Annotated in this window: 19 protein-coding genes; 5 read left to right on the plus strand and 14 right to left on the minus strand. The window is 67.7% G+C overall.

The window, feature by feature from the left end; all coding sequences use genetic code 11:
* Positions 1 to 73 precede the first annotated feature (73 nt).
* From argC to RJT68_RS01170, 6 genes are all read right to left on the minus strand, one after another.
* Positions 74 to 1,147, minus strand: coding sequence for an N-acetyl-gamma-glutamyl-phosphate reductase (gene argC, locus RJT68_RS01145; protein WP_407038550.1), 1,074 nt, complete (start codon positions 1,145 to 1,147; stop codon positions 74 to 76).
* Entirely contained in the window at positions 1,147 to 2,040 is an 894-nt protein-coding gene (gene lysX / locus RJT68_RS01150; protein ID WP_407038551.1) for a lysine biosynthesis protein LysX, read from the minus strand. The genes argC and lysX overlap by 1 nt, the downstream gene beginning before the upstream one ends.
* Positions 2,037 to 2,201, minus strand: a complete 165-nt coding sequence (lysW, locus tag RJT68_RS01155) for a lysine biosynthesis protein LysW (RefSeq protein ID WP_338005465.1) — start codon at positions 2,199 to 2,201, stop codon at positions 2,037 to 2,039. The genes lysX and lysW overlap by 4 nt, the downstream gene beginning before the upstream one ends.
* Before the next feature lie 243 nt (positions 2,202 to 2,444).
* Positions 2,445 to 3,935: an argininosuccinate lyase gene (argH, locus tag RJT68_RS01160; RefSeq protein WP_407038552.1), complete on the minus strand. Its 1,491-nt coding sequence runs from the start codon at positions 3,933 to 3,935 to the stop codon at positions 2,445 to 2,447.
* Between the two features lie 2 nt (positions 3,936 to 3,937).
* The gene (locus RJT68_RS01165) at positions 3,938 to 5,173 is read right to left on the minus strand and encodes an argininosuccinate synthase (protein WP_407038553.1); all 1,236 of its coding nucleotides are present in this window, start codon (positions 5,171 to 5,173) and stop codon (positions 3,938 to 3,940) included.
* A 329-nt stretch (positions 5,174 to 5,502) separates the two neighbouring features.
* Positions 5,503 to 6,765 carry a helix-turn-helix transcriptional regulator gene (locus tag RJT68_RS01170; protein WP_407038554.1) on the minus strand — a complete coding sequence of 421 codons (1,263 nt, stop codon included), beginning with the start codon at positions 6,763 to 6,765 and terminating at the stop codon, positions 5,503 to 5,505.
* A 123-nt stretch (positions 6,766 to 6,888) separates the two neighbouring features.
* On the opposite strand from RJT68_RS01170, the gene RJT68_RS01175 reads away from it, so the two are divergent.
* Positions 6,889 to 7,389: a 2'-5' RNA ligase family protein gene (locus tag RJT68_RS01175; protein WP_407038555.1), complete on the plus strand. Its 501-nt coding sequence runs from the start codon at positions 6,889 to 6,891 to the stop codon at positions 7,387 to 7,389.
* 372 nt (positions 7,390 to 7,761) lie between these two features.
* Positions 7,762 to 9,894, plus strand: coding sequence for an NAD-dependent DNA ligase LigA (gene ligA / locus RJT68_RS01180; protein WP_407038556.1), 2,133 nt, complete (start codon positions 7,762 to 7,764; stop codon positions 9,892 to 9,894).
* A gap of 75 nt (positions 9,895 to 9,969) precedes the next feature.
* Here ligA and RJT68_RS01185 read toward each other — a convergent pair whose 3' ends face one another.
* The 6 genes from RJT68_RS01185 to RJT68_RS01210 all read right to left on the minus strand — a co-directional run bounded on the left by RJT68_RS01185 (position 9,970) and on the right by RJT68_RS01210 (position 14,603).
* On the minus strand, positions 9,970 to 10,596 hold the full coding sequence (locus RJT68_RS01185; protein ID WP_407038557.1) for a hypothetical protein: 627 nt from the start codon (positions 10,594 to 10,596) through the stop codon (positions 9,970 to 9,972).
* A 2-nt stretch (positions 10,597 to 10,598) separates the two neighbouring features.
* The gene (locus tag RJT68_RS01190; protein WP_407038558.1) at positions 10,599 to 11,144 is read right to left on the minus strand and encodes a hypothetical protein; all 546 of its coding nucleotides are present in this window, start codon (positions 11,142 to 11,144) and stop codon (positions 10,599 to 10,601) included.
* Between the two features lie 104 nt (positions 11,145 to 11,248).
* Positions 11,249 to 12,223: an ArsA family ATPase gene (locus RJT68_RS01195; RefSeq protein WP_407038559.1), complete on the minus strand. Its 975-nt coding sequence runs from the start codon at positions 12,221 to 12,223 to the stop codon at positions 11,249 to 11,251.
* 120 nt (positions 12,224 to 12,343) lie between these two features.
* Positions 12,344 to 13,321 carry an ABC transporter permease gene (locus tag RJT68_RS01200; protein ID WP_407038560.1) on the minus strand — a complete coding sequence of 326 codons (978 nt, stop codon included), beginning with the start codon at positions 13,319 to 13,321 and terminating at the stop codon, positions 12,344 to 12,346.
* Positions 13,318 to 14,244: an ABC transporter ATP-binding protein gene (locus RJT68_RS01205; RefSeq protein WP_407038561.1), complete on the minus strand. Its 927-nt coding sequence runs from the start codon at positions 14,242 to 14,244 to the stop codon at positions 13,318 to 13,320. Before RJT68_RS01205 ends, RJT68_RS01200 begins: the two co-directional genes overlap by 4 nt.
* Positions 14,245 to 14,327: 83 nt before the next feature.
* Positions 14,328 to 14,603: a hypothetical protein gene (locus tag RJT68_RS01210; protein WP_407038562.1), complete on the minus strand. Its 276-nt coding sequence runs from the start codon at positions 14,601 to 14,603 to the stop codon at positions 14,328 to 14,330.
* A gap of 106 nt (positions 14,604 to 14,709) precedes the next feature.
* On the opposite strand from RJT68_RS01210, the gene RJT68_RS01215 reads away from it, so the two are divergent.
* The 3 genes from RJT68_RS01215 (at position 14,710) to RJT68_RS01225 (ending at position 19,058) form a co-directional block, all read left to right on the plus strand.
* Positions 14,710 to 16,485, plus strand: a complete 1,776-nt coding sequence (locus RJT68_RS01215) for an excinuclease ABC subunit C (protein WP_407038563.1) — start codon at positions 14,710 to 14,712, stop codon at positions 16,483 to 16,485.
* Positions 16,486 to 17,952: 1,467 nt separating this feature from the next.
* Positions 17,953 to 18,432, plus strand: a complete 480-nt coding sequence (locus RJT68_RS01220) for a GNAT family N-acetyltransferase (RefSeq protein ID WP_407038564.1) — start codon at positions 17,953 to 17,955, stop codon at positions 18,430 to 18,432.
* 110 nt (positions 18,433 to 18,542) lie between these two features.
* Complete coding sequence (locus RJT68_RS01225) at positions 18,543 to 19,058, plus strand: GNAT family N-acetyltransferase (protein ID WP_407038565.1); 516 nt, start codon at positions 18,543 to 18,545, stop codon at positions 19,056 to 19,058.
* 66 nt (positions 19,059 to 19,124) lie between these two features.
* On the opposite strand, the gene RJT68_RS01230 is transcribed toward RJT68_RS01225, so the two are convergent.
* Entirely contained in the window at positions 19,125 to 19,886 is a 762-nt protein-coding gene (locus RJT68_RS01230) for a uroporphyrinogen-III synthase (protein WP_407038566.1), read from the minus strand.
* On the minus strand, positions 19,883 to 20,686 hold the full coding sequence (gene cobA / locus RJT68_RS01235; RefSeq protein WP_407038567.1) for a uroporphyrinogen-III C-methyltransferase: 804 nt from the start codon (positions 20,684 to 20,686) through the stop codon (positions 19,883 to 19,885). The genes RJT68_RS01230 and cobA overlap by 4 nt, the downstream gene beginning before the upstream one ends.
* Positions 20,687 to 20,699 lie beyond the last annotated feature (13 nt).

The raw sequence follows: 20,699 nt of genomic DNA on the forward strand, positions 1-20,699 counted from the left end.
CCGGTGGCGAGTGTGACTAGATAAGTCGCAGCCCGCGCAGCAACGCGAGCAGGTGCCTCTTGGCGTAGTCATGCTAGGGCGCCCCCACGGGGTGCAGCCCCGCGAACTCGAGTCCGGCCGTCTCCTCGAAGCCGAGCGCGACGTTGGCCGCGTGGACGGCCTGTCCGGCCGATCCCTTCATCATGTTGTCGATGGCCGAGAAGACGACCACGCGCTTGTTCGACGGGTCGAGTTCGAAGCCGACCTCGGCGACGTTCGTTCCCGCGACGGCCTTCGGTTCGGGGTAGCGGTAGACGCCGGAGCCGCCGGCGGCCATGCGGACGAACGGTTCGTCCTCGTAGCATCCCCTGTAGGCTTTCCAGAGGTCCCCCTTCGAGACCGGTCCCGAGGGGAAGACGTGGCTCGTCGCGCTGGCGCCGCGGACCATGTCCACGGCGTGGCACGTAAAGGCGACCGTCGTGCCGAGGAACTGCTCGATCTCGGCCTCGTGTCGGTGGCCGGTAGGCGCGTACGGGCGCACGACGCCCGAGCGCTCGGGGTGGCTCGAGGCCTCGCCGCCGCCGGCGCCGCCCTCCGAGGAGCCGACTTTCACGTCGACGACGATCTGTTGATCTCCGTCGACGATTCCCGCTTCGACGAGCGGGTAGAGCCCGAGGATCGTCGCGGTGGCGTTGCAGCCGCCGCCGGCGATCAGGTCGGCGCCGGGGAGGCTCTCCCGGTTGATCTCGGGCAGGGCGTACTCCGCTCGCTCGAGGTACTCCGGCGCGACGTGGCCGTCGTACCACTCGTCGTACTGTTCCTCCGTGTTCAGGCGGAAGTCCGCCGAGAGGTCGACGACGGTGTCGGCGATCTCGAAGAAGTCGTCTATCTGCTCCATGCTGACGCCGTGGGGGGTCGCGGTAAACAGGACGTCGACGGACTCGAGGTCGTCGGGTTCGGTGAATCGCAGGTCCGTCCCGCGCAGGGGCGGGTGGACGGAGCCGACGCTCTTGCCGGCTTTCGACCGGCTGGTGACCTCGGCGAGTTCGAAGTTGGGGTGGCCCGCGAGCAGGCGAAGGAGTTCGCCGCCCGTGAAGCCGGAGCCGCCGACGACGCTCGCCGTCACGGTCTCCGCACCCGTCTCGACGTCGCTCGTTTCGACCGCCATCAGACGGTCACCTCGATCGAATCGTCGACGCCCGCCTCGGCCTTCGCCTCGAGCCAGTCGACGACCCGCGCGGGTACGTCGATCTCGCCGTCGACGGCGTCGGTCAGCGCCTTGAACTCGACGGTGTGGTTGACCTCGTGGACGGTGTAGCCGTCGTCGCCGTCCTCCATGAGGTCGATGCCGAGCAGGCCGCCGCCGACGGCGTCGCTGGCCTTCCGGACGAGTTCTTCGGCCTCGTCGTCGAGTTGGAAGACGTCGGTCTCGGCGCCCTTCGCGGCGTTGGTGAGCCAGTGGTCCGAGGATCGGACCATCGCCGCGATCGGTTCGCCGTCGGTCGCGAGCACGCGGATGTCGCGGCCGTTCTTCTCGACGAACTCCTGGATGTAGAACACCTTGTGCTCGTAGTGGCCGAGCGTGGCCTTGTGCTCCAGGATGGCCTCCGCGGCGTCGCGGGAGTCGATCTTGGCCATCAGGCGTCCCCACGAGCCCACGACGGGCTTGAGGACGCACGGGTAGCCGAACTCCTCGATCGCCTCGAGGGCGCTCTCCTTGGTGAACGCCACCTTCGTCGCGGGCGTGGGAACGCCCGCGGACTCGAGCGCGAGGCTGTTCTTCGCCTTGTCGGCGCAGATTTCGGCGGTCTCGTGGCTGTTGACGACGGGGATCCCGTAGGCCGCACAGAACTGCGTGGCGTACAGGCTCCGGCTCGTCGCGAGACAGCGGTCGACGACGACGTCGACGTCTGCGAGCGCCTCGGGCGCCTCGGAGATGTCGAAGACCTCCTTGCGGACGTCGACCTTCTCGACCTCGTGGCCGCGCTCGCGAAGCTCGTTCAGCAGGAGCTTCTCGTCCTTGCGGATCCGGGAGTAGAGTAATCCTACTTTCACGATCACTCACCCCAGTCCTCTTCGAGCTCCGGGGCTCGCTCGAGGACTGGCGGCTCGGTGTCGACGACTTCCAGTTCGGCTCCGCAGGTCGTACAGTCAACGATCTCTCCGACTTCCAGATCGTCGTGCAGGGTCACGTCAGCCCCGCACTCGACGCATTCGGTCATTGTACTCCCAACTCCGAGCCGGTATCCCTTAAAGGCTTCGAAATTACCAGAGAGGTTACAATAAGCGCACTGTCCTCTAACGGTCCGTCAGGGCGAATTTACCGCGTGTTTCGTTTGACTTATCATCAAATAGGTAAATTGTCCCCTCGCGGGGACGGCGGCGGGAGCCGAGCTCCCGCTCGCCCGCAGGTTCGTCCCTCACCTGCGGACGGCGGTAGCGGCGGCGTCGGAACGGGTGCGATTTCACACATACTCGTTCACCTCCTCGCGGAGCGCGTCGTGGGCCGACGAGAGCGATTCCGACGCATCCATGAGTTTCTCCTGATCGGTTTCGAGCGACGAACGAGCCGACTCGAGTTGTGTCCGAACGGCGAGAGGTGCCGGTCCGCCCTGCGAATCGCGGCTCGCGACGCTCTCGGCGGGGTCCAGCGCGGCCTCGACCGCGTCGGGGTTGACGAAGACCTCGAGGGGTTCGCCGAGCACTTCCCGCGCGGCCGACTCGAGCGCGTCGTAGTCCGCGCCGTCTTCCGCCGCGATCGCAACTACCTCGTGTGCGGTGCGGAACGGCAACCCGTTCTCGGCCAGCAGGTCCGCGACGCCCGTCGCGGTCGAAAAGCCCTCGCCGGCCGCCCCGGCCAGCGCGTCCTCGTTCCAGTCGGCCGTCGCGACCGCGCCGGCGGCGACCTCGGTCGCCTCGGTCACGGCGTCGACGGCCTCCCAGACGTGGGGAGTCGCGCGCTGCAAGTCGCGGTTGTACGCGCGGGGGAGTCCCTTGAGCGTCGTCTGAAGCCCCTGGACGCCGGCCGCGGCGTCGCCCGCGACCGCCCGAACCAGCTCGAGCGTGTCGGGGTTCTTCTTCTGGGGCATGATCGACGACGTCGAGGAGTAGTCGTCCGACAGGGAAACGAAGCCGCGGTTCGCGAAGAGGATCACGTCCTCAGCGAGCCCCGACAGCGTCGTCGCCAGGATCGACAGCGCGCTCGCCGTCTCGAGCAGGAAGTCCCGGCTCGAGGAGGCGTCCATCGAGTTCTCGAGCACCGAGTCGAATCCCAGCAGGTCGGCGGTGCGCTCGCGATCGATTTCGAACGTGGTGCCCGCGAACGCCGCGCCACCCAGCGGCGACGCGTTGATGCGGCCGTACGCCTCGAGCAGGCGCGCCGTGTCGCGGCGAACGGTCTGCTCGTAGGAAAGCGCCCAGTGGGCGACCGTGATCGGCTGGGCGGGCTGGAGGTGAGTGTAGCCGGGCATCACCGTCTCGGCGTGCTCGTCGGCCACCTCGCAGAGCACCTCGCGCAGGGAACACGTCGCCTCGAGCGCGGAGAGGGCGTCCTCGCGGAGGCGGTACCGGATGCAGGCGGCCACCTCGTCGTTGCGCGAGCGCGCGGTGTGCATCTTCCCGCCCTCCTCGCCGATGCGCTGGATGACGGCGGTCTCGATGGCCTCGTGGACGTCCTCGCCGTCGGGCAGCGAGGCGTGGCCGTCGACCTCGATCGCGTCGAGGGCGGTCAGTATCTCGCCGGCGACGTCCGCCTCGATTATCCCCCGCTCCGCCAGCATCACCACGTGCGCGCGGTCGACCTCGAGGTCGGCTTCGAAGATGCGCTCGTCTGCCTCGAGCGAGGAGAGGAAGCTCCGCGCGGGGCCGCCGCTGAACCGGTCTCGTCGGATGACGCTCCCGTCACCCTCGGCTGCGGCGTCGGCGGTCCCGTCGTCGGTGGCGCTCTCCTCGGTCATGATTACTCGTCGGTCTCGTCGGACTCGCCGCCGTCGGCGGCGACCTCGAGTTTCTCCTCGGCGGCCTTTACCGCGGAGTTGGCGAGGCGGCGCTGGAAGCCGTGGTACTTCGCGACGCCCGTGGCGTCCTCCTGGGTGATCTTCCCGACCGTCTCGGTGTCGAAAGAGGCGTGGGCTGCGGAGTAGGCGGCGAACTCGCTGTCGCGGCCGACCGCGCGGGCCTGGCCGCCCTCGAAGCGGATCTTCACCGTGCCCGTCACGCGCTTCTGGGTCTCGGCGATGAATCCCTCGAGCGCGCTCACGAGCGGGGCGTCGATCAGGCCCTCGTAGCCCTTCTTCGACCACTTCCCGTCGATCAGCTGCTTGAACTCGCGCTCCTCCTGGGTGAGGACGAGCCCCTCGAGCGCCTCGTGGGCGTTGAGCAGCGTCGTCGCCGCGGGGTGCTCGTAGTTCTCGCGCACCTTCAGCCCGAGCATGCGATCTTCCATCGAGTCGGTGCGGCCGACGCCGTAGGAGCCGGCGAGGTCGTTGAGGTGCTCGATGAGGGACACGGGGTCCATCTCCTCGCCGTCGACCGCGACGGGGTAGCCCTCCTCGAACTCGATCTCGATCGTCTCGGTCTCGCCCGTCGGGTCCTGCGTCCACTCGTAGATCTCCTTCGGGGGGACGTAGTTGGGGTCCTCGAGTTCGTCGCCCTCGATCGAGCGGCTCCAGAGGTTGGTGTCGATCGACCAGTCGCCGCCGCTGCCGCCCTCGACGGGCAGGTTCTTCTCGGCGGCGTACTCCTGCTCCCACTCGCGCGTGAGCCCGAGTTCGCGCACGGGCGCGATCACTTCGAGATCGGAGTCGCGCCAGATGGCCTCGAACCGCAGCTGGTCGTTCCCCTTACCCGTACAGCCGTGGGCGATGCCGGTGCAGTCGTGTTCCTCGGCGACCTCGAGGATCGCCTCGGCGATTACCGGACGAGCCAGCGCCGTGCCGAGGGGGTATCCCTGGTAGGTCGCGTTCGCGCGAACGCTCTCGAGACAGAGTTGAGCGAATTCGTCTCGCGCGTCGACGACGTAGTGTTCGAGGCCCAGCGCCTCGGCGGTCTCTTCGGCCTCGTCGAACTCCTCGGCCGGTTGGCCGACGTCGACGGTAACGCCGATGACGTCGTCGTATCCGTACTCCTCCTCGAGCAGGGGGACGCAGACGGTCGTGTCCAGCCCACCCGAGAACGCAAGTGCCACGCGGGTCATATCGTACTCGATAGCAATCGAAGGACGGACTTAAATTCACTGATTTCAGTTAGGTAATTTTCTCAGAAAGCGGTAGCTAACTACAGAACCAAAGAGTATCTGGGGATTTGGGGAAAACACCGAAATTGAGGGATGTGATGTAGTGCGGGCTCAAAGGCCCGGCCGCGGTCGCCGCCGTGGGACGGACCCGTCGGTACCGAGAACGGTGGGCGCGGTGCCGACGGTGTGACTCATTGCGTGACCAAACGAACTCCTCCCTCTTAAATCCTGCTCGTTCTGGCAACGATTGCCCCTCCGAGGGTGGTCGGCAGGGCCCCTTCGCCGGCGTCTCACTCCTCCCGCTCGTCGTCGGGGAGCGTGAGGACGTTCTCGCGGCCGATCCGGAAGACGTCGATCTCGTCGTCCTCGCGGAGTCCGGTGACGACCTGGCTCGTCTTCGCCTCGGTCCAGTCGAGTTCCGAGACCACCTCCTGTTGTTTCATCCGCCCGCCGCGCTCCTCGAGCAGTCGGAGGACGTGCTCCTCGTTACTCAACAGCTCCGGGGGCGGTCCGTCCGGTTCGTCCGCGTGCGCTTCCCCCTCGCCCTCCGGGGGGTCCTCGAGTCCGGACGCGGCGACGGGGGATTCGGCAGACGCGGTCGGCGCCGCGGGTTCGGACCCGGTCCGCCCGGATCGGTACCACCAGCCCGCGGCGCCGACGGCGGTCAGCGCGAGCGCCACGCCGCCGACGAGCAACCACGTCGCGGGAAACTCGGCGTCGGACGATCCGCCCGCGGGCCCATCCCCGCCGGTTTCACTCGCTTCGACCACCTCGACGGTGGGTTCGCCCTCGAAAAATTCGGATTCGTCGCCGTCCCAGACCGCCGCCGACTCGCGTCGATCGTCGGGCTGGGGTTCGATCGACGTGGCCTCGTGGGACTCGGGCCAGGCGATCACCAGGCGCATGTGGTCGTCGAGTTCGTACTCCTCGATCGCGTCGCCGATTTCGATCATCGGGAGTTCGACGTAGGCGAACTCCTCCCAGACGAACGTAACCCGGACGTAGCCGTACTCGTGGGGCGTCGTCGTCTCGTCGGTTCCGATGGAGACGTCGCGAATCGCCATCTCCTCGCGGCCCGTCTCGTTGGCGGCCTCCGTAGCGGTCTCCGACCAGCGCTCCTCGAACGTCGCGACGTACTCGTCCTCGCGCTGGTCGACGGAGGCGTTCAGCTCCTCCCAGTCGACGGGTTCGTCGCCGTCCTCGTCCGCACCGCCGGCGTCGCTCTCGTTCCCGTCGTCGGTTCCGTCCTCCTCGAGCAGGTACTCGTACTCGAGGGTCACGAACGCGGTTCCGTTCTCCGCGACCTCGATCTCGGTCAGGTGCGAGTCGGGGACCGGTAGCGTCGCGTTCTCTTCCTCCTCCTGGAGGGCTGGCATCGACGTACCCCGATCGATCGACGTGGCGCTCGCCGGTTCGATCGCCGGAGTCGAACTCCCGTCCGCGACGCCCCCGTCGACCGCGGGATCGCCGAGGACCGCGGACGGAACCAGCGCGAACGAACACCCAACCACCACGAGCACGCAGAGCAGGGCCTGAAGCCCCCGTTCGTCCATTATTGAGTGATGGTCCTGCCGGCTAAATAGGTCTTTCCGACCGACGCCGGGAGCGTCGCCCTCGAGCGGCCCCGCGCCGGAGAACGCAGGACTCATAGGCCGAGATCCCCTAGGTTCGCCGAAGTGTACAGCGTCAACGTCCCGGTCCCCGGACGCGTTCGCGAACTCGCGGCCGACCTCTACCCCTCCCTGCTCGGCTTCGACTCCGTCCGCGAGGACCACTCGTTCCTGCTCAAACGGCTGGGCGACGCCGACCAGGTCGGCGACCTCCAGCGACGAGCGCACCGGGCGCTCGAGGGGACGCCCGCCGTCGAGGCCCGCATCACGGGCATCGACTACTTCGCGGACCCGCCGCTCGGCTCCGCGCCCGTCGTCTACCTCGCCGTCGAGAGCCCCGGCCTCGAGTCGATCCACGTCGACCTCGCGAGCGCGTTCGACCCCGTCGACGGCCTCGAGGGCCCCGACTACGTCCCCCACGTCACCCTCGCCCGCGGCGGCGACCTCGAGGCGGCGGAGCGACTCGCCGACCGCGAGATCGACCCCATCCGGTGGACCGTCAGCGAACTCGAGTTCTTCGACGGCACCTATCGGCTCCCGGTGAGCCGCGTCTCGCTGCCGGCGTGAGACGACTCCTCTCTCCCGATTTTACCGTCCGTCTCGCACCCCCTCCCCGAGTCCACCGGCGGTGACTCCGTCGTCGGCCGTCCACAGCCCGGAACCGTTCGTCGGCGCGCACTGAGCCGCGTCGAGCGACGAGCGAGTCGCGGCGAAGCACTCGCGAGGGATGAGGAGCGCAGCGAAGCGAGCACCGCAATCGGCTGGGGAGGGCGTGGAAACGTCTCGCGTTCGTGCGACCGAGGCCGCTCGGTCGACTCGAGCGTTCGACGCTGCCCCGGCCGCCGATACACTCGAGACGCGAACCGGATCGACGTCCGCGCCCGCGACTCGAGGAGCGATGAACGCGAACTATAACCCTCGAGTTCCACCACCCCGATAATGACCGTCGTCGACGAGGACCACGACGATTCCGACGCCGAAGACCGGGAGAACCCGTACCTCCGGAACCCGCCGACGGAGTTCGAACCGCTCGAGGCCCTCTCCGAGGAGGAGGCCGAGCGCCAAATCGAACGCCTCCGCGAAGCGATCCGGGAACACGATCGCCGCTACTACGCCGAAAACGACCCCATCATCGCGGACCGGACCTACGACGCCCTCTTCTCGAGGCTGCAGGCGCTCGAGGAGGCGTTCGACCTCGCCCACACAGACAGCCCCACCCGCAGCGTCAGTGGCGAGCCCATCGATGCGTTCGACACCGTCGAGCACGTCGCGCCGATGCTCTCGATCGATTCGAGCGGCGACGTCGCGGACGTCCGCGAGTTCGACGAGCGCGTCCGCCGGGAGCTTCGCGAGGCCGGGTTCGACCCCGACGACGTCCGGTACGTCTGCGAACCCAAGTTCGACGGCGTCTCGATGGAGTTCGTCTACGAAGACGGCCGCCTCGAGCGGGCGGTCACCCGCGGCAACGGCCGGGAAGGCGACGACGTCACGCGGAACGCGCGGACCATCGGCGCGGTTCCGGGACGACTGCACGACGACCCGCCGGAACGCTTCGCCGTCAGGGGGGAGGTCTACATGCCAAAGGACGCCTTCCAGGCGCACAACCGCGAGCGGATCGAGCGCGGCGAGGAGCCGTTCGCCAACCCGCGGAACGCGACCGCGGGGACGATCCGCCAGCTCGACCCCTCGGTCGTCGCCGAGCGCCCCCTCTCGGTGTTCTACTTCGACGTCCTCGACGCGAGCGACCTCGAGGACACTCACTGGGACGAACTGCGGCGCTTCCCCCGGTACGGGCTGCGCACCACCGAGGAGGTCGAACTCGTCGACTCGATCGAGGGGGCGATCGAGTACCGCGACGACCTGCTCGAGCGCCGTGACGACCTCCCGTTCGAGATCGACGGCGTGGTGATCAAGGTCGACGACCGCGAGGCGCGCGAGGCGCTGGGCCGAACGGCGCGGCACGACCGCTGGTCGTACGCCTACAAGTTCCCCGCCCGCGCCGAGGTCACGCCGATCGTCGACGTGGCGGTCCAGGTCGGCCGGACGGGGCGGCTCACGCCCGTCGCGTTACTCGAGCCGGTCGACGTCGGCGGCGTGACGGTCTCGCGCGCGAGCCTGCACAATCCCGAGGAGATCGCCGCGAAGAACGTCGGCGTCGGCGACACCGTCCGCGTCCAGCGCGCGGGCGACGTCATCCCCTACGTCGAGGAGGTCGTCGAGAAGGGGAGCGAGGGCCACTACGAGTTCCCCGATCGTTGCCCCGTCTGCGAGAGTCCGATCGAGCGCGACGGCCCGATCGCCTACTGCACCGGCGGGCTCGCCTGCGACGCCCAGCTCCGCCGCTCGATCGAGTACTACGCGAGCGACGACGGCCTCGACGTCGAGGGCCTGGGCGAGAAGAGCGTCCGCCAGCTGGTCGATTCGGGCCTCGTCGGTTCGATCGCCGACCTCTACGACCTCGAGCCCGCGGACCTCACCGGCCTCGAGGGCTGGGGCGAGACGAGCGCGGAGAACCTGCTCGCGGAACTCGAGGCGAGCCGCGAACCGCCCCTCCCGGACTTCCTCTCGGCGCTCGGCATCCCCCACGTCGGCCCCGCCACGGCCCGGGAACTCGCCCGCGAGTTCGCCACGTTCGAGGCGTTCCGCGAGGCAGCCGAGAACGATCCCGAGCGCCTCGAGTCCGTCGACGAGGTGGGCGAGACCGTCGCCGAACAGATCCACGAGTTCTTCGCGAGCGAGGCCAACGCCGAGGCGGTCGACGACATCCTCGAGCGCGTCTCGCCGCGGGAGGAGCAAACGGAGGGCGGAGGGGGCGACGAACTCGAGGGCCTCACCTTCGTCTTCACCGGCTCGCTTTCGGGAATGACCCGGAGCGACGCGCAGGAACTCGTCGAAGCCCACGGCGGGAACGCCACGAGCAGCGTCTCCGGCAACACCGACTACCTCGTCGTCGGGGAGAACCCCGGCGCGACGAAGCGCGAGGACGCGGCGGAAAACGACGTGCCGATCGTCGACGAGGACGAGTTTCGGAACCTGCTCGAAGACCGGGGACTCGAGGGCGACCTCGGCTGAGGGGGACTCGAGGATACACTCGACTGGCGGGGCTCGACCCCGTGCGACGGCAGCCCCGACCTCGAGTGACGCCGGTCAGTTCGGCCGGGCGTCGGATTCGGACTCCGCCCTCGGTTTCGAGGCCGTGAGCGCACCGACGACGCCGCCGGCGCCGCCGAACACGAGCGGGTAGCAGACGCCGGCGAGGACGACCGCCGGGAGGAGGTCGGGCGCGCCGGTCGCTCCGCCGATCGACACCTCGACCAGGAAGACGCCGGCGATCGACGCGAGCAGGTAGCCCGGCAGAACGGACGCCGCGATGGGAACGCCGTCGCGCCAGTCCGTCGCGCCGCGGTACCTCGCGAGGCCAAGCCCCGCCACGAACAGCAGGGCGATCGGGATCGCGTACAGCGCCGCGGTGAACCCGCCGTCGCCGCCGACGTACGAGGACGTCTCCGTGCCGAGGATGGGGACGTCGCGGAAGACGGTGTCGACGAAGTGGGCGTTGTAGAACACCCACCCCACCACCTCGTAGGTGGCCGGTTCGCCCCCGAACGCCTCGAGGGCGCGGTGGAGCCCCGACTCCCGGACGTCGGGCGCGACGATCACGTAGGTGGCGGCGTAGCCCAGCACCCAGGTGACGAGGCTGGCGACCGAACCCAGGGCGATCGAGCGCGCCTCGAGCGCGGTTGTGGCGGTCGCGCTGGCGTTCGTCGAGGCCATCGTCACACCCCCTCGGGCCCGTCGTCGGCCTCCTCCGCGGTCGCTTGCCCGCCCGCGACCCGGTCGGCGACCGCGTCGGCCGCCGGGTCGAGGAACTCGTACAGGCGAATCGCGAGGACCACCAGGAGCGGCAGCGTCAGCGTGAGGAAGACGACGTCGTAGACCCACGTCGCACCCTCGAGCAGCGGGGTGATCGCCGGCGCCAGTCCGCGGTGGGCGACCAGCACGGTGAGGAGGACGACGACGGTCTGCACCATCGAGGCGACGTCCTCGACGACCGCGTCCGGCCCGCGGAGGTTCAGGCGGACGAACGTCGCGAGCACGGGGGCGAGCGAGAGGAGCAGGCCCACGACCAGCAGCGTGGCGACCGCGCCCGCGAGCGCGATCACCGTGATGGGCGTGCCGGGGAGCAGCCACTCGGCCCCCGGAAGGAGGGAGGCGAGGTAACAGAGCAGTATCACCGACAGGGCGGCGAGGACCAGTTTGCTCGCGGTCCGAACGGTCGACCGGTCGACCGCGTCCGCGAGGTGCACTCGTTCGTGCGTCATTGCATCCGTACGGGAGGCGCCGGTCGGTAAATAAGGTGACCGTCGTTTACGCGCGATCGTCACCGTTTTCGATCGTTTCGTCCGTTTTACGTCAGTTCACGGCGTCACTCCGCCGGAACCGGCGACGGCGCCCTCGAGAGGCGATCCGCCAGCGGTTCGAGCGTCCTGAGGCCGTGAACCTCCCCCTCGGCTTCGGGCAGCGCGACGACCGCGAGATTCGGGAACGCCCGCTCGATCTCCTCGAGGCGCTCCTCGTGTCGGCTCGCGCGCGACCGACACCGCGAACAGTCGTCGTGAACGGCCTCGGGCTCGAGCACGCGGTTGACGACGATCGTTCGGACCGGGATTTCGGCCTCCCGGAGTCGGTCGACGAGGCGTTTCGACTCTTCGATGGCCATCGTCTCGGGGATGGTGACGACCCTGAACTCGGTGCGGTCGGGGTCTCGAAGGATCTCGCGTGCTCGATGCATCCGCCCGCGGAGGTCGACCAGCCCGTCCGGTCCGTCGTCCCCTCCCGTCGCGAACGCCATCGGGCCGAGCATCATCCGCTTCGCGGAGTCCCCGATCCGGCGTACCTGCCCCCGTAGCGACTGGGTCGTCTCGAGGGCCAGATCCATCACCGCCGGGAGATCGAACAGGCGGAGGGTGTGGCCCGTCGGCGCGGTGTCGAAGACGATCGCGTCCCACGAGCCCCCGTCGACGTACTCGACGAGGAGGTCGAGGGCGGCCAGTTCGTCCGCACCCGCGGGCGCGCCGGAAGCGAAGAGCCGCTCGACCTCCTCGTCGGAGAGGCGAACGCCGGCGCTGCGCAGGTCGGAGGCGAGGGCCCTCGCGATCCGCTCGTACCGGTCGGCGCGCGTTTCGGGGTCGATCTCGACCGCCGAGAGGCGAGGAACCGACTCGAGGGATCGGGGCTCGGGACCGAGGGGGATCTCGAGGGCGTCGGCGAGCGAGTGGGCCGGGTCGGTGGAGACGACGAGCGTTTCCCGACCCTCGGCGGCGAGGCGGAGCCCGGTCGCCGCCGCGCAGGTGGTCTTGCCGACGCCGCCCTTGCCGCCGTAGAAGATGCTCGAGGTCACGACCGGAGAGAGGGGCTGCAGCCTTCTAAGCGAATCGTCGGATCGGCGTGACGGTGTTCGGAACCGGTCGATCCCGAACGCGTAAACGGGGGATCGACGCGCCCGGCGAGCGGTCGTCGGTCAGATGTCGACGCGATCGAACCGGTAGAGGGCGATCGCGACGGGAACGACGATCCAGAACAGGAGGATAAGGAACGAGAACCAGTCCTGAAGGAAGAACGGCAGCTCGCCGCCGAACATCTCCGCGCTGAACTGGGCTTGCGTCTCGATCGCGTCCACGTCCGTGAGCAGGGTCAGTCCCCTGCTGTAGGCCTCGCCGGGATCGAGGTTCTGGATGAAGTACGTCCAATCCGGGAGGCGCTGCGCCTCCATTTCCTGGCCCTGGATCTCGGTGGTGTACGTGCTCGTTGCGATGATATCTCGCTGGGCGAGCAACTGGAATACGGTCGACAGGCCGTTCCAGACGACGTAGAACAGGACGAAGACCCCGAACATCGCGGCGCCCGCGATCGTCGTCGATCGAGTCAGCGACGAGAGGGCGACGGCGACGCTCGTGTAGGCGACGCCGTAGACGATCGACATCACGAGCAGGCCGACGTAATCGACCACGTCGAAGCCGCCGAGTAACACGGCGACGACGACGGCGGCCAGCGCGAACCCGACGGTCAGCGAAACCGACAGGACGGCCGACCGACCGACGAGCTTGCCGAGGATGACGTCCCGCCGCGAGTGCGGGAGCGAGAGCAGGATCTTGATGCTCCCCGACTCGCGCTCGCCCGCGATCGACTTCCAGCCGAGAATCAGCCCGATCAGCGGGATGACGAGCCTCGTGATCTGACTGACGAAGACGACGAGCATGTCGGTCGTCGCCCCCTGGGCCGCGATGTCCTCGCCGAAGTACGAGAGCGTTCCCGTCACCCCGACCAGGATCAGGAAGAAGAACGCGCTCAATCCCAGGAATAGCCACGAGCGGATCGAGTCCCGAAAGTCCTTTCGCGCGACCGCGAGGACGCTCTCGGGGTTGATCGAACTCGAGGCGGACCGAGACGAGGAGGCCGACGACGTCGACCCGGTCTCGGCGCTCGAACTCGCGCTCATCGGGCGCGCACCTCCGCGCCCGTCGTGTACGACTGGAAGACGTCGTCGAGCGACGCCTCCGTCGTCGAGAAGTCCCTGACCTCCACGCCGCGGTCCTCGAACTCGCGCAGGACGTTCGTCTTGGACCCGTCGACCTGTACGACGACCGTCGGCGGCTCACGCCCCTCGACGACGACGTTCGAGACGTCGGGCAGGGAACGCACGGCCTCGAGGGCCTCGTCGTCGATCCGATCGACGGTGACCCGGAGGGTCGTCCCGCCCTCGACGGAATCGCGCAGTCCCTCGACCGTGTCGACGGCGACCATCTCGCCGTCCCGGAGGATGCCGATTCGGTCGCAGACCGCCTCGACCTGCTCCATGATGTGGCTCGAGAAGAAGACGGTCGCGCCCCGTTCGTTCTCCTCGCGGACGATGTCGCGCATCTCGCGAGCGCCGTTCGGATCGAGACCCGTGGACGGTTCGTCGAGGATGAGCAGGTCGGGTTCGCCGACGAGCGCCATCGCGAGCATGAGCCGCTGGGACATCCCCTTCGAGAAGCCGCCGGCCTTCCTGTCGATCGCGTCGCTCAGTCCGACCCGCTCCAATAGCCGTTCGGGATCGTCGTCGGCTCCCTTCGACTCGATCGCGAACTCGAGGTGCTGGCGGGCGGTCAGTCGATCGTACGTTTCGACACCTTCGGGAAGGACGCCGGTTCGCTGGCGGATTTCGCGGCTGCGTCCGCGAGCGTCCAACCCGAACACGCGGACGTCGCCCGCGGTCGGGCGAGCGAAATCCAGGAGGACGTTGATCGTCGTCGACTTTCCGGCACCGTTCGGCCCGAGGAATCCGAACACCTCGCCCTCTTCGACCTCGAACGAGAGGTCGTCGAGCGCGAGGGTCTCCCCGTAGGCCTTGGTCAGTCCGTCGACCGTGATCGCGGGCATACGTGTGTTCTCTCACCCGCTTCGGATAAATTTTATCACGTCGGTGTGTGGCCCCATCACAAGCTGTCTCGCCGGATCCGACGTCAAATTAGCTCGTCCGGATCGTACTGCGCCGCGGTGCGATCGACCTCGGCCGCGTACCGTTCCCGGGTCTCCTCGTCGGTGACGGGCTCGAGGTCGTCCTCGTCGACCTCGACCGCCGCGGTGACGCCGACTCCCTGTCGGAGGGCGTTCGGCGACCGCTCGCGCTGCTGGTAGCGCGTGCCGTCCGGCGTCGCGTACACCAGCGTCACCAGGTTCCGTTGATCGACGTCACGCTCGACGAGCCAGCACCGGACGGTCGCGTCCGACTCTTCCATGGGCGTCGGTTCTCCCTCGAGCCTCGAGAGTGTTGGGAAACGCGGGGCGGCCGCCCCCGTCACCCCGACGTCAGGCTCAAATTCGCTCGCTCCCTTGCCGGGGCCGATGAACGCCGAAGCGGTGCGCGAGGTTGCGCGGGAACTCCCGCGAGAGCCCGGCGTCTACCAGTTCCGGGAGGGGGAGACGACCCTCTACGTCGGGAAGGCGGTCGACCTCCGCAGCCGAGTGCGGTCGTACGCCGACCCGCGGAGCGCGCGCATCCGCCGGATGGTCGATCGGGCCGACGACGTCGAGATCGCGGTCACGGACACCGAGACCCAGGCGCTGTTGCTCGAGGCGAACCTGATCAAGCGCCACCAGCCGCGGTACAACGTCCGACTGAAGGACGACAAGTCCTACCCGATGGTGCAGCTGACGAACCACGAGGCGGCGCGGATCGAGGTCACGCGCGACCCCAACGAGGCGGCGACGGTCTTCGGCCCGTTCACCAACAAAGGGCGGGTGGAGACGGTCGTGAAGGCGCTGCGGGAGACGTACGGCGTCCGCGGGTGTTCGGACCACAAGTACGCCAACCGGGACCGTCCCTGCCTCGACTTCGAGATGGGCCTCTGTACGGCCCCCTGCACCCGCGAGATCGACCTCGAGAGCTACGCCGAGGACGTGACGGCCGTCCGGCGCTTCTTCGAGGGCGAGACGGGGATCCTCGCCGACCCGCTCCGGCGGGAGATGGAACGGGCCGCCCGGGGGAAGAACTTCGAGCGGGCGGCGAACCTCCGGGACCGCCTCGAGACCGTCGAGGCGTTCCACGGCGAGGGCGGCGAGGCGGTCCAGTCGTTCGGCGACGAGCGCACCGTCGACGTGCTCGGCGTCGCCGTCGAGGGCGAAACCGCCGTCGTCGCTCGCCTCCGCTCGGAAAGCGGAAAGCTGGTCGACCGGGATCGGCACACGCTCGAGGCGCCCGCCCCGGACGAGGGCGGGTACGGAGCCGGAGGTGCGAGCGGAAGCGGGGGCGAGGGCGTCTCGCCCGTCCTCGCGGCGTTCATCGTCCAGTACTACGCCGAGCGGCGGCTGCCCGACGCCCTCCTGCTGCCAGAGCGCCACGGCGACGCGGAAGTCGCGGCGTGGCTCGAGGCCGAGGGCGTCGCCGTCCGGGTTCCCGGCGCCGGCCGGGAGGCCAAACTGGTCGAACTCGCGCTGAAGAACGCCCGGCGGAACGTCGGCGGCCGGGACGAGTGCGGGATGCTCACCGACGCGCTCGGCCTCGAGTCGGCCCGCCGCATCGAGGGCTTCGACGTGAGCCACGCCCAGGGCAAGTCGGCGGTGGGGAGCGACGTCACCTTCGTCGACGGGAACGCCGAGAAGGGCGACTACCGTCGGAAGAAGCTCACCGACCAGAACGACGACTACGACAACATGCGCGCCTTACTCGAGTGGCGCGCCCGCCGCGCGGTCGAGGGCCGCGACGACCGCCCGGATCCCGACCTGCTGCTGATCGACGGCGGTGCGGGCCAACTCGAGGCCGCCCGCGACGCCCTCGAGGCCGTCGGCTGGGACGTCCCCGCGGTGGCGCTCGCGAAGGCCGAGGAGCGCGTGATCACCCCCGACAGGGAGTTCTCGTGGCCGCGGGACGCCCCGCACCTCCACCTCCTCCAGCGCGTGCGCGACGAGGCCCACCGCTTCGCCGTCCAGTACCACCAGACCGTCCGCGACGAAGTGAAGACGGTGCTCGACGACGTGCCGGGGATCGGCCCCGAGACCCGAAAACGGCTGCTCGGACGGTTCGGGAGCGTGGAGAACGTGCGGAACGCGTCGCTCGAGGACCTCGAGAGCGTCTCCGGCGTCGGAGAGAAGACCGCTCGGACGATCAAAGAACGGCTCTAATCGTCCTCCGTATACTGGTCGCGTATTCGTTCGGCATACTCCGTTGCGACCTCCTTCACGATCCACAGGGAACCGTTTCGTTACTCGACTCGAGTCCACAATTGACGCTAACGCGTCGAAAGCCCATGACGACGGCTCGCGGATCGCTCCGGATGAACCGAAAGGAGGCGGTCTGGAGCTTTCACCGCGTTCTTCTCCGCGAGCATCCGTCGGATTTCCGGATGCCACTAGGTTACGTCAGATACCGTTTTTCCCTACGACGAGGCTCTATTGCACGTTCGTGGTGTAGCACGCATCACGGACTTCTTTTCAGGGAGTTAGTTTCGCCACAGGCATCGGTGAACCAGGTGGTACGTGTGCTCGAAACCTATATATCACACAGAAAATATTTGCCACAATAATGTCTACTGATCAGGAATAGTATGTCGAATATCACGACCAAGCGGGCGATTATTTATATCACTCTGCTTGTCTTATTCGGTGTTTCTACGCAAACCGAACCTGTTGGTCATCAGATTTGGCGGTTTGGCAACTGGTCGGGTGGCATGATACCGTTGTGCAGTAGTCCGGGCGCACCGATGGAGTGCTTCCTGCTGGGATGGTTGTTAATAGAAGTCGTCTATCCCGTGCTCTTCCCGATAATAGGAGTTATCGCTGTTCACGTACTGTGGGAACGGATAGGTAATCCAGCGAGTGCCGGGAACTGAACTCTTTGACCTTGTTGAACCCCTTAAGCAGTGATAGGTTCCAAGGACCGTGCTGAATATAGGGCGCGAATGTCGTACGGGGCCGGGGCCCTATTTTCGAAGGCAGTATCCGCTCAGTACAGGGTATAGACTAAGCAGTTGCTGGATCTCACTCAAATAATCACAACACAGTTATGCTGGCTGCAGGTTAAAAGGTGGACACGATACCCGAGGGGGAGAGCGAACGAACGATTGTTTCTTGCTCATCCTGTGGGTCTGTCTACGCCGCCGAAAAGTGGCCTGACGGAACGATTCAACCTATTGGAAAGAGAGCAGGGTGTGATTGCGGGGCAAATGAGTTCCACATCGTCGAGGACTCGGATAGTACCGTTATCCAAGAAGAGGAAAGGGACTAACCGCCGACACCGTTCAAGACGAACGTATAGTGTGCGGGTAATTCGTCATTATCGGCGTGAAACAAACGAAGACGCCGTGCTGAACTCATCCTCTGTATCTCGCACGCCACTTCTGACAGCACCTGAGTAGCTTGTCTCAGCCATACTCCACACACAGTGGGAATGTGGCACAGAGTGAGGAGCGATCAACGCGGAAGGTCGAACGCTCAATACAGGGCAGTGATAGACCAAAACTTACCCCTTTGTAGACCACCTCACGTTCATACAGTAGTTATCAATGCGACATTTGGGCGTCGCCACGGCACTCGAGTGGCAAGGATCGATCTGACACGAACTCATTTACTCGTGGCATACAGACAGGGAGTATGCGAATCCGACGCGCACGCGAGGACGACTTCGAGTCGATGACGGAGGTGGCCCGGGAGACGTGGCACGACACCTACGACGAACTCGAGCGCGACCTCATCGACCGGACCGTCGACCGGTGGTACACCGACGACACCGTGCCGCTCGAGGCGCCGGGGACGGTCGTGCTGGTCGCCGAGACGGACGACGGCGAACTCGTCGGGTTCACCCACGCGGTCGCCCACGACGAGAAGGCGGACGTCCTCCGGATGTACGTCCGCCCCGACCGCCAGGGCGAAGGGATCGGCACCGACCTGCACGAGCGGTTGATGGGCGAACTCGAGGCGTACGACCTCGAGCGGGTCCGGTCGCTCGACTTCGCGTTCAACGACGCGAGTCGGGCGTTCTACGAGGGACTGGGCTTCGAACAAAGCGACGAGGGAATCGTCGAGATCGAGGGCGACTCCTACCCCGAGGCGGTCTACACCCTCGAGTTGTAGCGAGTCCGCACCGTCGCTCGCGGAACGACGGCGTACGGGTTCGAATTCAGGACTGTCGCGGGCGCTGGCGCATGATAGCACTTTATCCGTCGCCGATGTAGCGCGCTGCGATGAACGCGACCATCAGGCCCGCCGACGATGACGACTACGAGGAGATCCGAACCGTCGCCCGGGAGACGTGGCACGAGACCTACGACGAACTCGACGCGGACACGGTCGACCGGACGATCGACGAGTGGTACGGCGACGAAGCCCTCGAGACGGCGCTGTCGAAGGCTGGAACGGCGTTTCTCGTCGCGGAAAAAGGGGGCGATGAGGGCGCGTCGAACGGCGAACGAGACGTCGTCGGCTTCACCCACGGCGTCGTCAGCGGCGACGAGGGTGACGTCCTCCGCATGGCGGTCCACCCCGACCACCAGGGGGAGGGGATCGGCACCTCGCTCCACGACCGCCTGCGCGAGGACCTCGAGGACTTCAACATGGAGCGGATGCGCGCGATCGACCTCGCCTCCAACGAGGGCGGGCAGGCCTTCTACGAGCAACTCGGCTTCGAACAGACCGGCGAGGGGACCGTCGAGATCGGCGATCAGGAGCGCCAGGAAGTCGTCTACACGCTCGAGCTGTGAGGCCGGCCCTGGCCGTCCCCGTGTGCGACCGCCGTCGAAAATCGACCTCGAGCGCCGTCGCCCGTCTCACTCGACGTCGTCGCCGAACAGCCGGGCGACCGTCTCCGTCGCGAGCGCCTCGAACGTCGCCTCGCTCGAGACGAAATCGACGGGAACCCCGCGCTCGCCGGCCGTCTCGGCGGTCGGTTCGCCGATGACGCCGACGAGCGTTCCCTCGAGTCCCGAAAGCGCCTCCTCCCGAATCCCCCGCTCCTCGGCGGCCTCGAGGAAGTGCTCGACGGTGAGCGAGGAGGTGAAGCAGGCGGCGTCCAGCCCTCCCTCGGCGGCGAGTTCGGCCGACTCCCCGCTCCCGTCGGGCCGGACGAGTCGGTAGAGGATCGTCTCGTGCAGGTACGCGCCCGCGGCCTCAAGGCCGTCGAGGAGCACCTGACTGCCGTGGTCGCTGCGGGCGACCTCCACGCGCGCCCCGTCGAGGTCGACGTCCGCCGACTCCCCCAGGTGGGCGACGAGGCCGCTCGAGGTGTACTCCTCGGGGACGACGTCGACCTCGTAGCCGACCGCCTCGAGGGCGTCGGCGGTCGCGGGACCGATGGCGACGACCGTCGATTCGCCGGGGTCCCAGTCCGTCTCCGCCAACAGGTCTGCCGCCGTCTTGCTCGTGAAAATTGCGTAGTCGGCGTCCGTCCGCGGGACCTCGCCGGTGGACTCGACGGCGAGCATCGGATCCGGGACGGGCTCGACGCCCAGCGACTCGAGCAGGGACGCGGCCTCGGAGCGCCGCTCGTCGTCGGGGCGGAAGACGGCGACGGTGGGGGTCGGGTCGCTCATTCTCGCTCCCCCTCGGCGCCCTCGCGCTCGTCTTCGTACTCGTTCTCGAGGAACGCGGCGACCGTCTCCCGCGTCGCGGCCACGTAGCCGATCACCGTCACCGCGGGCGGCGAGATGTCCTCCTCGTCGCGGACACCGACGATGGTCTCGAGCGTACCGGTCGCGACCCGCTGGCCGGGCCAGGTTCCCCGTTCGATCAGCGCGACGGGGGTTTCGGGCGCCATCCCGGCCTCGAGCAGGGCCGCGGTGTAGTCCGGCAGTCGGCCGACGCCCATCAGGACGACGATGGTGCCGCCGGTCGCCGCGAGGGCCTCCCAGTCGACCGACGACTCCTCCTTCGTGGGGTCCTCGTGGCCGGTGACGAACGAGACCGAGGAGGCGTGATCGCGGTGGGTGACGGGGATGCCGGCCACCGCGGGGGCGGCGATGGCGGAGGTGACCGCCGGGACGACCTCGAACGCGATCCCGTGTTCGGCGAGGTACTCGGCCTCCTCGCCGCCGCGGCCGAAGACGAACGAGTCGCCGCCTTTCAGTCGGACGACGGTCTTACCCTCGCGCGCGAGTTCGACCAGTCGCTCGTTGATCGCAGACTGGGGCGTGCGCTCGCCGCCGGCGCGCTTGCCGACGTCCTCGCGGCGATCCTCGGGCAGCGAGTCGATGATCTTCGGCCCTGGAAGCTTGTCGTGGAGGATCACGTCGGCCTCCTCGAGCAGTCGCGTCGCCTTCACGGTCAGCAGGTCGGGGTCGCCGGGGCCGCTGCCGACGAGGTAGACGATGCCTGCGTCTGGGTCCGTCTCCATTGGTGTCTCACCC

Source organism: Halovalidus salilacus, from assembly GCF_031852275.1.
Taxonomy (GTDB): domain Archaea; phylum Halobacteriota; class Halobacteria; order Halobacteriales; family Natrialbaceae; genus Halovalidus; species Halovalidus salilacus.

What these genes read in the sequence shown, in the direction of transcription:
- RJT68_RS01225 (WP_407038565.1), top strand. Translation starts at nt 18,543, where the DNA reads ATGAACGCGACCATCAGGCCCGCCGACGATGACGACTACGAGGAGATC.
- lysW (WP_338005465.1), bottom strand. Translation starts at nt 2,201, where the DNA reads ATGACCGAATGCGTCGAGTGCGGGGCTGACGTGACCCTGCACGACGAT.
- RJT68_RS01200 (WP_407038560.1), bottom strand. Translation starts at nt 13,321, where the DNA reads ATGAGCGCGAGTTCGAGCGCCGAGACCGGGTCGACGTCGTCGGCCTCC.
- RJT68_RS01170 (WP_407038554.1), bottom strand. Translation starts at nt 6,765, where the DNA reads ATGGACGAACGGGGGCTTCAGGCCCTGCTCTGCGTGCTCGTGGTGGTT.
- argC (WP_407038550.1), bottom strand. Translation starts at nt 1,147, where the DNA reads ATGGCGGTCGAAACGAGCGACGTCGAGACGGGTGCGGAGACCGTGACG.
- RJT68_RS01220 (WP_407038564.1), top strand. Translation starts at nt 17,953, where the DNA reads ATGCGAATCCGACGCGCACGCGAGGACGACTTCGAGTCGATGACGGAG.
- ligA (WP_407038556.1), top strand. Translation starts at nt 7,762, where the DNA reads ATGACCGTCGTCGACGAGGACCACGACGATTCCGACGCCGAAGACCGG.
- cobA (WP_407038567.1), bottom strand. Translation starts at nt 20,686, where the DNA reads ATGGAGACGGACCCAGACGCAGGCATCGTCTACCTCGTCGGCAGCGGC.
- RJT68_RS01205 (WP_407038561.1), bottom strand. Translation starts at nt 14,244, where the DNA reads ATGCCCGCGATCACGGTCGACGGACTGACCAAGGCCTACGGGGAGACC.
- RJT68_RS01230 (WP_407038566.1), bottom strand. Translation starts at nt 19,886, where the DNA reads ATGAGCGACCCGACCCCCACCGTCGCCGTCTTCCGCCCCGACGACGAG.
- RJT68_RS01165 (WP_407038553.1), bottom strand. Translation starts at nt 5,173, where the DNA reads ATGACCCGCGTGGCACTTGCGTTCTCGGGTGGGCTGGACACGACCGTC.
- RJT68_RS01210 (WP_407038562.1), bottom strand. Translation starts at nt 14,603, where the DNA reads ATGGAAGAGTCGGACGCGACCGTCCGGTGCTGGCTCGTCGAGCGTGAC.
- argH (WP_407038552.1), bottom strand. Translation starts at nt 3,935, where the DNA reads ATGACCGAGGAGAGCGCCACCGACGACGGGACCGCCGACGCCGCAGCC.
- RJT68_RS01185 (WP_407038557.1), bottom strand. Translation starts at nt 10,596, where the DNA reads ATGGCCTCGACGAACGCCAGCGCGACCGCCACAACCGCGCTCGAGGCG.
- RJT68_RS01190 (WP_407038558.1), bottom strand. Translation starts at nt 11,144, where the DNA reads ATGACGCACGAACGAGTGCACCTCGCGGACGCGGTCGACCGGTCGACC.
- RJT68_RS01215 (WP_407038563.1), top strand. Translation starts at nt 14,710, where the DNA reads ATGAACGCCGAAGCGGTGCGCGAGGTTGCGCGGGAACTCCCGCGAGAG.